Below are 13,215 nucleotides of genomic sequence, written 5' to 3' on the forward strand. Positions count from 1 at the left end.
CCACTGGATGCATGGAAGATGTAGTACCTACAAAACCCCGTTCACTTCGTTTGACGAGGTCACTCTGTATGACGACAGAAAAATTATCTCCTGGCTGGAATGTGGCAAGCTTCTGCAGTTTTTGCCCAGCCATATCGGGTTTGTGCCTGGACGAAGTGCATAAGTCATTCGGCGAATGAATGACAACACGGCGTTTTTTCTCTCCAGATAAGGAGATAATCTGTTTGACGGCGGGTACTGGGCGATAGCCTTCATCCAGCATATATACCGGACATTTGTCTTTGCGTTAAGTTGTTCACGGCGCAGTACATTACGCTCAGCCCGACCCTGCTTGTCGGATTTACTAACCTCTTCACCCGCCGGTTTCACAACCTTCGACGCGCTTGTTGTTCTCCTTGTTTTGACGCCAGGTAATGTAATATCCATCATTATTCACCGATTAAATCGGTAACCCCTTAAGAACCCGCACTCTCACAGAGTTTGCGGGTTTTTTAATGTCATATTTCCACCCTGTTCTAAGCGAAACGCTACCGCGACTCTGATTGTAAATCCCGGAAAAACTTCTATTATTTGACTGTACACGTCATTTTTCTGAAGGATTTACATGAGAGTTAATGGACTTACGAAAGGATTTTTCATCCTGATCGTGCTGATCGTCACCCTTGCTTTTTTCGACGTTCTCTCCCCCTATTATTCAGCCATTTTATGGGCGGCCATTCTGGCGGTGATCTTCCACCCGGTGAAGAACAAGCTGCGCGATCGGCTCGGCGAGCGTAACGGCCTGGCGGCGTTTCTGACGATAGTGATTATCTGTCTGATCGTGTTTACCCCGCTGGCGATCATTCTCTCGTCGCTGGCCTTCGAGCTCAACGTGGTTTACACCAAACTGCAGCATAACGATACCCAGTTCCCGACCGTGGTAGCCAGCCTGTTTGCTCACCTGCCGGAATGGGCAAGGAGCTTCCTCTCAGAGCATAATCTTGATAGCGCGGAACAGATTCAGCGGCAGCTTTCGGACGTTGCGCTTAAAGGAGGCCAGTACCTGGCCGGTAGCGCATTCCTGATTGGTAAAGGCACGTTCGGTTTTACCATCAGCTTCGGCATCATGCTTTATCTGCTGTTTTTCCTGCTAAAAGATGGTCCTTACCTGGTCAGGCTGATTCTGGAATCCCTGCCGCTATCAAATCACGTGAAGCAGCATCTTTTCGCCAAATTTGCCGCCGTCGCCAGGGCGACGGTCAAAGGCACCGTGGCGGTCGCGCTCGCCCAGGGCGCGCTTGGGGGACTGGCGTTCTGGATCGTGGGCATTGATGGCAGCATCCTGTGGGGCGCGCTGATGGCGTTTCTGTCGCTGATCCCGGCGGTGGGCTCGGCGATTATCTGGGTTCCTGCGGCGATCTATCTCTTCGCGACCGGTCAGCTCTGGCAGGGCGCGTTTATCGTCGGTTTCTTTGTGATCATCGTAGGCCTGGTTGATAATATTCTGCGACCTTTACTGGTGGGTAAAGATACCAAAATGCCGGACTACCTGATCCTGATCACCACGATCGGCGGAATGGAAATCTACGGCATCAACGGCTTTGTTATCGGCCCGCTGATCGCCGCCCTGTTTATCGCCTGCTGGAACCTGCTGTCCGGACGCGATCACGCCGGAAACATCGATGAGCTTGATGAGGATTTCTTAGAAGAGGGTAAAAATCACGAGGAGTAGCGGGCGGTATTGCACAACATCGCGGGGACAGCGAGGTCAGGGGGAATGCCCCTTGCTCAACCGCGATGAAATCCCCTCCCCCCGCGCCCATAAGCAGCATTTATAACTGGTATTTGTGAAAATTTTGGTAAACGCCACTGCCTATCAACGTAACAAATGCTAACATTATGCTGTTTATGATTGATAACAAAGGATTACCCACGTGAAAAAAATCACTACGTTTGCTGCCTCCCTGCTGGCCGTTGCCTGCATGTCCACCAGCGCCGCTGCAGCTGAGCAGCCGCTGGAGAAGATCGCCCCGTTTCCAAAGGCGGAACAAGGGATGAAGCGTCAGGTGATTCAGCTGCCGCAGCAGCAGGATGAATCCGCATTAAAAGTCGAGCTGATGATTGGCCAGACGCTGGAAGTCGACTGCAATCGCCACCGCCTTGGCGGCCAGCTGGAAAGCAAAACCCTGGAAGGCTGGGGCTACGACTACTACGTATTTGATAAAGTGACGTCGCCCGTCTCAACCATGATGGCCTGCCCGGATGGTAAAAAAGAGAAGCAGTTTGTGATGGCAGGCCTGGGCGATGCGGGCATGCTGCGCTATAACAGCAAGCTGCCCATCGTGGTTTATACCCCGGCGAATATCGACGTGAAATATCGTATCTGGAGAGCGGACGAAACCATCGGCGTAGCGGTTGAGCGTTAATGCCTGAAGAGTGAATCCGGCGGCCTGCGCCGCCGGAGAAGCGCTTACAGCGCGATGTCAGCGATAGGTTTCCCTTCCGGCAGCGGCTTCAGCGTCGCCTGCGGAACGTTATCAGCCTCGGTAAGCGGCTCATAGCGCAGTTCCAGCACTTCGCTGGTCCACGCCAGCGCCTTTTCAATTTCCGCTGCGTTGCCATCCAGACGCGTACCGTAGCTCGGGATAATCGCTTTCAGTTTCGCCTGCCACTCCGCTGAGTTGATCTTCTCTTTGAACACTTTCTCCATCAGCTGCAGCATGATTGGCGCCGCGGTGGAAGCACCCGGCGAGGCGCCCAACAGCGCGGCTACCGTGCCTTCATCATCGCTGACGACTTCGGTTCCCAGGCGCAGAACGCCGCCCTTCTTCGCGTCGCGCTTGATAATCTGCACGCGCTGGCCGGCCTGCCATAAGCGCCAGTCTTCTTTGCGCGCTTCCGGATAGTACTCGCACAGCGCCGCGTGACGATCTTTGTCCTTTTGCAGCACCTGGCTAATCAGGTATTTTACCAGATCGAAGTTATCCAGCCCGACGTTGAGCATCGGCATGATATTCGACGTGTTGGTGGAGGCCAGCAGATCCCAAAGCGAACCGTTTTTCAGGAAGCGGGTTGAGAAGGTCGCGAACGGCCCAAACAGCACCACGCGTTTGCCGTCGATAATACGGGTGTCGATGTGCGGAACCGACATCGGCGGCGCGCCCACTTCCGCCTGACCGTAGACTTTAGCCAGATGGTGAGTCACCACTTCCGGGTTCTCACAAACCAGGAACTGACCGCCGACCGGAAAGCCCGCGTACTCCTTCGCCTGCGGAATACCGGTTTCCTGCAGCAGGGTCAGCGCGGCGCCGCCGGCGCCAATAAAGATAAATTTAGCCCTGATAACCCGTTTCTGGTGGCGATTGTTCGCATCCGCCAGCGTTACGCTCCAGCTCTTGTCGGCGTTGCGCTTAAAGCGACGGACCACGGTACCCAGCTGAAGCGAGAAATTATCATGGGATTGCAGTCCGGCGATCAGCTGACGGGTAATTTCACCGTAGTTCACGTCGGTGCCGACTTCCGAGCGGGTCGCGGCCACCTTCTGCTGCGGATCGCGCCCTTCCATCACCAGCGGAGCCCACTCTTTAATTTGTTGATGATCTTCAGAGTAGCGGATGCCGCGGAACAGCTCGCTTTGTTGTAACGCCGCATAGCGGGCGCGCAGGAAGTTCACGTTGTCTTCGCCCCACACGAAGCTCATGTGCGGCACGCTGTTAATAAAGGATTTAGGCTTTTTCAGAATGCCCCGGGTCACCTGGTGGGCCCAAAACTGACGAGAAATCTGGAAAGATTCGTTGATATCAACCGCTTTATCGATATTGATACCGTTAGCGGTTTGCGGCGTATAGTTCAATTCCATCAGCGCCGCGTGGCCGGTGCCCGCGTTGTTCCATCCGTTCGAGCTCTCTTCCGCGACGCTGGACATCTGCTCGACCATGGTAATAGACCAGTCCGGCTCCAGTTCCTGCAGCCAGGTTCCCAACGTGGCGCTCATGATGCCGCCGCCAATCAACAATACATCCGTCTCTTGCTCATGGCGGGTGTTGGTCCGAGTGTTATTGGAACCAACCGCCTGTGAGCTGGGTACGGCCATCTTTTTCTTCATCGGATTTGAGCCTTACTTTACTCGCTTTTTTATTTAGCGCAGGTGAAACGATTCTCGGCTTCAAAGGTAACACTGAAGAAAAAAAATTTAAATATTGTTTAAATTTTAAGTTGAGTTTTGAGATCTGTTATAAAAATGTTTAATAAATGTGTATCACAAATCACATTTTGTACTGGTGTCAGCGATGTATCCGCGCTATTATCCTCGGTTTTGTGACCGACCGCACGTAAGCAGCGACCGATCCCGGCCAAAATTTTTTAAATTCTGCGAACTTTTTTTATGCCCCCAGTTTCCGATTCCGCTACCTCTGGTCACGCTGGCGCATTAGGCCAGATACTGCGCTCGCCCGCGCTGCTGACGCGTGAAACGCTGGCAGGCGTGCTCACCGCGCTGGCCCTGATCCCCGAAGTCATCTCCTTCTCCGTCATCGCTGGCGTTGACCCGAAAGTTAGCCTGATTGCCTCCGTGGTACTGTGCCTGGCGATGTCGGTCCTCGGCGGCCGGCCGGCGATGGTCACCGCGGCCGCCGGCTCGGTGGCGCTGGTTATCGGGCCCATGGTGCACCAATACGGCGTCGGCTACATTCTGCCGGCGGTCGTGCTGGCAGGCGTTATTCAAATTTTGTTTGGCCTATGCGGCATGGCGCGCCTGATGCGCTTTATCCCGCAGCCGGTGATGACCGGTTTTGTTAACGCGCTGGGTATTCTCATCTTTTTTGCTCAGGTACCGCATTTCTGGAGCAAGCAGCCGCTGATTATCGGCCTGTTCGTATTGACGCTGCTGATTGTCCTGTGGGCGCCGCGCTTTATTAAAGCGATCCCTTCTCCGCTGATTGCTATCGTTCTGCTGACGCTGTTTACCGTTTTCAGCGGCCAGCTGCTGCCGACCGTCGGCGACGAAGGCTCCATGAGCGGCGGACTGCCGGGGTTAACCAGCCTGATGGTGCCCCTCGACTTAACCACGCTGCGCATCATCTGGCCCTGCGCGCTGAGCATCGCTTTTGTCGGCCTGATGGAGTCGCTTCTGACGGCGAAGCTGGTAGACGATTTGACCCACACCCCTTCCAGTAAGGCGCGCGAGAGCGCCGGTCTGGGCGTCGCCAACATTCTCGCCGGGTTTTACGGCGGCATCGCCGGGTGTGCGATGATCGGTCAGACCATCGTTAACGTTGAAATGGGCAAAGCGCGCAGCCGTGTCTCGACCGTTGCCGCAGGCCTGGTACTGCTATTGCTGGTAACCGCGTTAAGCGAAGTGATGGCGAGAATCCCGATGGCCGTGCTCGCCGGCGTGATGGTGATAGTGGCGGTAAAAACCTTTAGCTGGCACAGCATTCGTCCGGCGGAGCTGGCGCGCAATCCGTGGCCGGAAACGCTGGTGATGCTGGTGACCGTCGGCGCGACCGTCGGTACCAGCAATCTGGCAATCGGCGTTCTGGCAGGCCTGCTCTCAATGGCCCTGATCCCTCGCCGTCTGCGCACTCAAGCGCAGGCTACATCAGAAAAAGCGTCGCCAGCCCAAGAAAAATAAAGAATCCCCCGGTGTCGGTAATAGCGGTAATCATCACGCTGGAGCCGACCGCCGGGTCGCGTCCCAGCTTGACCATCACCATCGGGATAATCACCCCCATCATCGCCGCCATCAACAGGTTGAGCATCATCGCCAGCGTCATTACGCCGCCCAGCTGCGGATCGTCGTACAGCCACCAGGTGATCGCCCCCATAATCCCGCCCCAGACGATCCCATTGATCAGCGCGACGCCCATCTCACGCAGGATCAGGAACGAAAAGCTTCCCGGCTGAATATGCTGTAACGCCATCGCCCGCACGATCATGGTGATCGTCTGGTTACCGGTGTTACCGCCGATTCCGGCGACAATCGGCATCAGCGAGGCCAGCGCCACCAGTTGCGAAATGGTGTGCTCGAAACCATCGATAACGCGGGAGGCGATAAAGGCGGTGCACAGATTGACCGCCAGCCAGGCCCAGCGGGTCTTCACCGCTTTGCTCACCGGGGCAAACACATCGTCATCGTTGCTCAGGCCGCCCATCCGGCGTAGATCGTTATCCGTCTCCTCGTAGACCACGTCAACGATCTCATCGATGGTTAAGCGCCCCATCAGCTTGCCGTCGGCATCAATCACCGCCGCGCTGAGTAAGTCATCACGTTCAAAGGTACGCGCGACTTTTTCCGCGTCCTCGTGCGGCTGGAAGGTCACCGGATCGCCTTCCATCACTTCCCCCACCCGCTTCTGCGCATCGTTAAGCAGAATGGTTTGCAGCTCGAGTTCGCCGAGCAGCAGCTTATTGCGGGTGGTCACAAACAGTTTGTCGGTGTTCTCCGGCATTTTCCCTAGTCGCCGCAGATAGCGCTGTACCGCCGCGAGAGTGGCTTCCGGACGAACGGTAATGACTTCAAACTCCATGATCGCGCCGACGGTATTGTCGGCGTAGCGCATCATCTGGCGAATACGCGCGCGCTTATCCGCGGGCAGCGTGGCCAGCAAACGTCCGGTCAGATCGCGCGGCAGGTGCTGCAGCAGGTAGACCTGTTCATCAATATCGAGATTTTGCAGCGCGAACAGCAGGTCGTGATCGCTCATCTCCTCGATGAGGTCGCCCCAGACGCTTTCCGATGCCTCCAGCAGCACTTCACCGCGCTTATCATCAGCGACCAGCCGCCAGAGCGCGTTGCGCGCATCGTAAGGCAGCGCTTCGAGCGCATCGGCAAGGTCCGGAGGCGGCAGGTGGGAAACCAGCATCTCCACTTCCGCCAGATCGTCGGCAAGCGTGCTGTCATCGTAACGTTCAGCGAGGGTTAATTTACCCAGCAGCGAGGATGTGACGGCTTTATCGGTGCTCAGGAGCCAAATGAGGCGGGCGCGCTCTTCGTCACGCAATCTGGCGCTTTTTTTATGCAAAACGGACATCGGTCAGGCAATCCTTGTAAAAATATCTGTCAGACCAGCAGGCCGGAAGCCTTAAGCATAGCGCGAGGAGGCGGAAATAATAACCGCTATGAATTCAGTCGACGGAAAAAACAGCAGCCTGCGGGAAGCCCGGAGGTCGGCTGGCGCCTCCGGGACGGCGTAAAGCGATCAGGCGGTACGGGCGACCGCGTCGCGGGTCGCCAGCTCGCGCTCATTTCCGGTCAGCTCAGAAAGCTGACCGCCGCGCATTTCCAGCAGCCTGTCGGCGTGCTGAAAGTAGTGATCGTCATGGCTTATAGCAAAGAGGGTTTTACCCATCTCCTTCATCAGCGGCAGCAGCACCTGATAGAACTCACGGCGGAAATGGGGGTCCTGATCCGCCGCCCATTCATCCAGCATGATGATATCTCTATCTTCCGCTAACGCCAGCAGCAGCGCCACGCGCTTTTTCTGCCCTTTTGACAGCTTCAGGTCGAGGATTTTGCCATCGTCGAGCCGTAGCTTATGGTTCATCTGCAGATAACCCAGCCACTTCTCCACCAGCGTCGGGTCAGCCGCCTTCCCTTCCGGCCCCAGCAGTCTGTCAAACAGCCAGACGTCGGTAAACACCGCCGAGAACAGCTTGCGGTAATCTTCCGGCTTATCCGCCGCCATCGGCTGCCCGTCAACCAGGATCTGCCCGGAAAGGGGCTGATACAAACCGGTCAACAGCATAGCCAGCGTCGATTTCCCGCTACCGTTACCGCCGATGAGAAAGACCAGTTCGCCGCGCTTGAGGGTCATGTTGATCGGCCCGACCGCAAAGCTGTTGTCAGGATAATGGAAGGTGATGTCGCGCAGCTCGAGCGTCTGCCAGTGGGGATGCGCCTGCGGCTGCGGGAACTCAGCGCGGTACGGCGCGAGCGAAAACTTATTCAGCTTGTTGAATGCCACCTGCGCGCTGAGCAGAGTGGGCAGCGCGCCTACCGCCGAGAGCAGCGGCGTGCGCAGGAATAATAGGGTCAACGAGTAGGTCGCCGCCACCGCCGTATCGGCCCAGCCCAGGCTGTTGGCCATCCAGAAGACCAGGCCAATCGCGCCCAGCATCATAATATTCGACCAGTTGACCGCGCTCAGATGAAAGGTATCGGCGCGAACAATATGGTGCCGGTATTCGCGCGCGTCCGGCAGATAGAGCTGAGTAAACACATATTCGGCGCGCTCGCGGTTGAGAGTGAGCTCTTTGCGACCTTCGAGCACCGTCTGGTAGTCGTGATACAGCTTATCTTCGCTTTCGCGCAGCGACGCCATATGCTTATAAACCCGCGATACCAGCATAAATCCGCCCCAGATGGTCAACGCCAGCCACAGGGCGGTAACCAGCATCATTTTTCCTGACAGCCAGGCCAGATAAGCGGCGGAGCCAAAGGTCAGAATAATCCCCTGTACCAGCTCCGGCAGGCGCACGAAGGCAATGGTGATATTGCGGATATCGCTGGTTAGCCCGGCCAGCAGCGACGCGCTGCCGATTTTCTCGATCTTCTCGATTTGCGTATCAAGGATGCGCTTTATAAATTCGCCGCGCAGGCGGTAAACGAAATGGTGGCCGAGCGTGGTCAGCGCCAGCTGCGAGCCGAGGGTGACCGCCATCAACAGCAATAACAGCCCGAGAAACTCCGGCAGGACCGTCAGGGAGGTATCGACAAGGGTTATCAGGCGCAGGTTAATGAAGGCGATAAGCCCAATACCCAGCGCCGCGCTCAGCAGGCTCAGGGCAATGACGGAGATAAACGGCCAGCGATACTGGCGCCAGACAAGAAGAAGAAGTTCCATAACGCGTAATCCGGGCAAGCAAAAACAGCCAGCAGTTTAAACTGCTCGACGATGACAGCAAGAATAATTCTTATTTTTATTCTTTATTACCCGCCAGGCGGAAAGTGAGATTGTAACGACAGCCGCCGGTAGCCGGATGGATGCCCTCTTTCAGCGGTTGAATACCGTGGTAAAACAGCCGCGATTCGCCGCCCCAGACCACCACGTCGCCGTGCTCCAGCAGCACCCGCCGCAGCGGATCGTTACGCCGCAGGCCGCCAAACTGAAATATCGCCGGAAGCCCCAGAGAGACGGAAACAATCGGCGCTCGCAGGTTTTGCTCGTCTTTATCCTGATGCAGCGACAGCTTCGTTCCCGGCTGATAGCGGTTGATAAGACACGCATCCGGGGTAAAGCGCGCATAGCCGCTCGCCGCCGCCGCTTCTGCGGCCAGTTCGCGGAAAAGCGACGGCATCTGCGGCCAGCGCTTGCCCGTCAGCGGATCGTCGGCAGCATAAAGATAGCCGTGCTGGTTGGTGGTCCAGCCCAGCTCGCCGCAGTTGGTCATCGCCACCGACATGGTATAGCCGCCGGGGGTGACCATCTGGCGAAAAGGCGAACGGCAGGCAATCTCGCTGATTGCCTGCAAAAGCGCCGGCGCGCGCTCTCGGGCGTAGCGGCGCAAAATTATCGCCCCCGGAGCCAGCGGCTCCTGCCAGGGCGGCGTATCGGCAAAAAGATCGAGCATTATTTCTCCTCGGATGACGCTTCTCGCGCCAGCAGCAGCGCCTTGCGCGCCGTACCCCAACGATAGCCGGATAGCGCCCCATCCTCGCGAACGACCCGATGACAGGGAATAACCAGCGCCAGTTTATTCGCAGCGCAGGCGCTTGCCACCGCCCTCACCGCGCGGGGGCGGCCAATACTTTGCGCGACCTGGCGATAGCTGCGGGTCTCCCCCGCCGGGATCTGACGCAGCGCCTGCCAGACCTGAAGCTGAAACGCCGTGCCGCGCAGATCCAACGGCAGGGAAAACGGCTGCCGGTGGTCATCAAGATGGGAAAATACCTGCGCCACCCGCTGACGAAAAATCTCGTCGCCCGGATGCAGCCGCGCATTGGGGAACAGGCTGGCTAATTCCGCATAGAGCAAGGCGTCGTCCTCTCCGGGCAGCACGGCGCACACGCCCCGCTCACTCTCAGCCACCAGACAGCGCCCCAGCGGACCGTCACCGCATACCCAGGTAATATCAATATCCCCCCCGCCGCGGCGAAACTGGCGGCCGGTCATTCCCAGCGCGGCGTCAGCCTGCTGGTAGTAGCTGCTACTATCCGGAAAACCGGCAGAGAGCGCCGCATCGGTAATTTTCTCCCCCTGCCCCAGCGCTTCGCGTAAACGGCGAGCTCGCCACGCCTGTTGCCAGGCTTTAGGGGTCATTCCGGTGACGGATTTAAAGAGGCGGTGAAAATGAAAGGGGCTGACCGCAAGCTGGCGTGCCAGCGCTTCCAGCGTTAACGGCGTCTCCTGCTCCAGCAGACGGCACGCGGCAGCCACTTTCTCTACCTTCTGCTGCTGCGGATCGGTTTTTTCCGGCTGGCAGCGTTTGCACGGACGAAAGCCTTCCGCCTGCGCGGTTGCCACATCAGGATAAAAGCGAACATTTTCCCGCAGCGCGCGGCGCGAGCGGCAGGAGGGGCGGCAGCAGACGCCGGTGGTCAGCACGGCAAAGACAAACTGACCATCAGCGCTGGCATCGCGTTCGCATACCGCCTGCCAGCGGCGCTCATCGGTATCAATCATTATCGTTTTCATCACGGACTCCTGCTGTAAGTGTATCTTCAGTGTGGGCCGAAGTCCGTCATCAAAAACCCGAAATCTTGCGCTTTAATTTTTCTCGCCAACGAGGAAAGTGCGGAACTGCGGCGACATCCAGGTTTTAAACCCGTCCCCCTCTTTGATAATCATATAGACCGCCAGCCCCTGTTCGCGTACTACGTCACGCGCATTTTCCGGCCCCAGCACCATCAGCCCGGTATCCCAGCCGTCGGCCTCCAGCGCCGTTGGGGCGATAACGGTCACCGAAACCAGTTTATGATCGATAGGCCGCCCGGTTTGCGGATCGATAACGTGCGAGATGCGCTTACCGTCCAGCTCATAGTAGTTGCGATAGCTGCCGGAGGTGCTGATGCCGTGGCCGTTGATATCAACGATCGCCTGTACCGCGTTTTCGCGATCGGTTGGCTTCTGGATCGCCACCCGCCACGGCTGCCCTTCCGCATTCATTCCCCGGCTCGCCAGCGCGCCGCCCACCGAGACCAGGTAGCGCGAGATCCCCTCCTGCTCCATCAGGCGCGCCAGATGATCCGCGGCGTAGCCTTCACCCACGGTAGAGAGATCGACAAACAGATCCGGAATATCTTTTTGCAGAAACTGCTTGCCGGCCTGGTTGATCACCGTCAGATGCTGTAATCCGCTGCGCGCTTTCGCCGCGGCAATCTGCTGCGCATCCGGCGTTTTGACCGGCTGTTTATCCGGGCCAAAGCCCCATAAATTGACCAGCGGCCCGACGGTGATATCCATGGCGCCATGGGTTTTTGCGCCAATGCGCAGCGACATCGTCACGATATCCGCCATCGCCTCGCTGACCGGCCACGGCGAGGTGCCCGGCGAATGGTTAAAGCGCATCAACGCTGAATCGTTCTTCCAGGTGGAAAGCAGACGATCGTCGGCATCCAGCTGAGCCTGAACTTTCTGGCGCAGCGCCTCGGCCTTCGACTCATCAACGTTGATGACGCTAACCCGCCAGAATGTGCCCATGGTTTTACCCTCCAGCACGGTGGCGGCGGATTTTGGCGTCTGGGGAGTGGTGGCTGAATCACAGCCTGAAAGTAATACGCAGGCGCCGAACAGGGCGGCGCGGAAAAAAGTGATATCCATAAAATTGGCTTCCTCTGGCTAAGGCGCAAAGAGTACACCAGCAAGGTTAAACCGGGCATAAAAAAAGGCGCCATCGGCGCCTTTTTTCAAACTTCAGCGTGCTTAGAACTGGTAAACCAGGCCCAGTGCAACGATGTCGTCGGTAGAGATACCGGCACGACGGGTAAACTCGTTGTCGTCCAGCAGGTTGATTTTGTAGTCAACGTAGGTGGACATGTTTTTGTTGAAGTAGTAGGTCGCGCCTACATCAACATATTTCAGCAGATCCTGATCGCCGAAACCTTCGATGTCTTTACCTTTGGACTGCAGGTAAGCCACGGACGGACGCAGACCGAAGTCGAACTGGTACTGAGCAACCACTTCGAAGTTCTGCGCTTTGTTAGCAAAACCGCTGATGGAGTCAGAATCACCGCTACCGCTGAAACGAGTAGCATTATAGGTCTGGGTGTACTGAGTCGCCAGGTAGATGTTGTTGGCGTCATATTTCAGGCCACCGGTGTAGGTTTCAGCGTTGTCACCACGACCTTTGGACAGGTTATTCTGATCGCCATTACGTTTGGAGTGAGAGTACGCGAAACCAGCGCTGATACCGTCGTAGATATCATAGGTCAGAGAGGTGCCGTAACCGTCGCCGTTCTGTTTCAGAGCGCCACGACCGTTGTTGGTCGGGGAAGTACCTTCGCCGCTTACGCTGCCGTTTTTACCCTGATACTGCAGAGCAAAGTTCAGGCCGTCAACCAGACCGAAGAAGTCAGAGTTACGGTAGGTTGCCACGCCGTTAGCGCGAGACTGCAGGAAGTTGTCAGAACCGTAGGTGTCGCCGCCGAATTCCGGCAGAACGTCAGTCCAGGAAGTTACGTCGTAGACAACGCCGTAGTTACGACCGTAGTCGAAAGAACCCGCGTCGCCGAATTTCAGACCAGCAAATGCCAGACGAGTCCACGCCTGATCGCTGGAGCTCTCGGTGTTGTTAGCCTGAACGTTGTATTCCCACTGGCCGTAACCGGTCAGCTGGTCGTTGATCTGAGTTTCGCCTTTGATGCCCAGACGCATGTAGGTCTGGTCGCCATCGGAAGATTTGTCGTCAGAGAAATAGTGCAGACCGTCGATTTTACCGTACAGATCTAATTTGTTGCCATCTTTGTTATAGACTTCAGCCGCATTCGCTGCGCCTGCTACCAGCAGTGCCGGTACCAGGAGGGACAGTACTTTAACTTTCATGTTATTAACCCTCTGTTTGTTATATGCCTTTTATTATTGCCACTGCTTACTGATTACCCTTCTAATCAGTCGGCTATTTCATTGTGCTGCAAAACGAGGAATAATCCAACAAGAATATGATACTAAAACTTCTAAGATGTTTCAAAATACCCACAAGATGTTTCAATTTGTAAATATGAGGGAACTTTTTTTCGGTCCTAAATGGGTAGTGAAATAAGCACTAATAATCAAAAAATAAAAATTTTTAATCCCTGTC

Annotated in this window: 10 protein-coding genes and 1 pseudogene; 3 read left to right on the forward strand and 8 right to left on the reverse strand. The window is 56.4% G+C overall.

Going from position 1 to position 13,215, the window contains the following annotated elements; all coding sequences use genetic code 11:
* A pseudogene (locus FQK12_RS27515) lies at positions 1–262 on the reverse strand (hypothetical protein); the annotation flags it as partial.
* A 342-nt stretch (positions 263–604) separates the two neighbouring features.
* On the opposite strand from FQK12_RS27515, the gene FQK12_RS25800 reads away from it, so the two are divergent.
* Positions 605–1,711 carry an AI-2E family transporter gene (locus FQK12_RS25800; protein WP_009653963.1) on the forward strand — a complete coding sequence of 369 codons (1,107 nt, stop codon included), beginning with the start codon at positions 605–607 and terminating at the stop codon, positions 1,709–1,711.
* Positions 1,712–1,913: 202 nt separating this feature from the next.
* A complete protein-coding gene (gene eco / locus FQK12_RS25805; RefSeq protein ID WP_014230206.1) occupies positions 1,914–2,405 on the forward strand; it encodes a serine protease inhibitor ecotin in 492 nt (163 codons plus the stop codon).
* 44 nt (positions 2,406–2,449) lie between these two features.
* On the opposite strand, the gene mqo is transcribed toward eco, so the two are convergent.
* Positions 2,450–4,084 (reverse strand): malate dehydrogenase (quinone), encoded by a 1,635-nt coding sequence (mqo, locus tag FQK12_RS25810; RefSeq protein WP_014230207.1) that lies wholly within the window; start codon positions 4,082–4,084, stop codon positions 2,450–2,452.
* A gap of 279 nt (positions 4,085–4,363) precedes the next feature.
* On the opposite strand from mqo, the gene FQK12_RS25815 reads away from it, so the two are divergent.
* Entirely contained in the window at positions 4,364–5,611 is a 1,248-nt protein-coding gene (locus FQK12_RS25815; protein ID WP_014230208.1) for a SulP family inorganic anion transporter, read from the forward strand.
* Here the strand turns inward: FQK12_RS25815 and mgtE are convergent.
* The 6 genes from mgtE to FQK12_RS25845 form a co-directional block, all read right to left on the reverse strand.
* A complete protein-coding gene (mgtE, locus tag FQK12_RS25820; protein WP_014230209.1) occupies positions 5,574–7,010 on the reverse strand; it encodes a magnesium transporter in 1,437 nt (478 codons plus the stop codon). The two genes, FQK12_RS25815 and mgtE, sit on opposite strands and share 38 nt — an antisense overlap.
* 168 nt (positions 7,011–7,178) lie before the next feature.
* On the reverse strand, positions 7,179–8,822 hold the full coding sequence (locus tag FQK12_RS25825; protein WP_014230210.1) for a multidrug ABC transporter permease/ATP-binding protein: 1,644 nt from the start codon (positions 8,820–8,822) through the stop codon (positions 7,179–7,181).
* A gap of 76 nt (positions 8,823–8,898) precedes the next feature.
* On the reverse strand, positions 8,899–9,549 hold the full coding sequence (gene alkB, locus FQK12_RS25830; RefSeq protein ID WP_014230211.1) for a DNA oxidative demethylase AlkB: 651 nt from the start codon (positions 9,547–9,549) through the stop codon (positions 8,899–8,901).
* Positions 9,549–10,613 carry a bifunctional DNA-binding transcriptional regulator/O6-methylguanine-DNA methyltransferase Ada gene (gene ada, locus FQK12_RS25835; RefSeq protein WP_014230212.1) on the reverse strand — a complete coding sequence of 355 codons (1,065 nt, stop codon included), beginning with the start codon at positions 10,611–10,613 and terminating at the stop codon, positions 9,549–9,551. The genes alkB and ada overlap by 1 nt, the downstream gene beginning before the upstream one ends.
* A gap of 72 nt (positions 10,614–10,685) precedes the next feature.
* On the reverse strand, positions 10,686–11,738 hold the full coding sequence (gene apbE / locus FQK12_RS25840; protein ID WP_014230213.1) for an FAD:protein FMN transferase ApbE: 1,053 nt from the start codon (positions 11,736–11,738) through the stop codon (positions 10,686–10,688).
* 102 nt (positions 11,739–11,840) lie between these two features.
* Positions 11,841–12,959 (reverse strand): porin OmpC, encoded by a 1,119-nt coding sequence (locus tag FQK12_RS25845; RefSeq protein WP_014230214.1) that lies wholly within the window; start codon positions 12,957–12,959, stop codon positions 11,841–11,843.
* Positions 12,960–13,215 lie beyond the last annotated feature (256 nt).

Source organism: Klebsiella sp. ME-303 (genome assembly GCF_007910085.1).
Lineage (GTDB): Bacteria > Pseudomonadota > Gammaproteobacteria > Enterobacterales > Enterobacteriaceae > Klebsiella > Klebsiella michiganensis.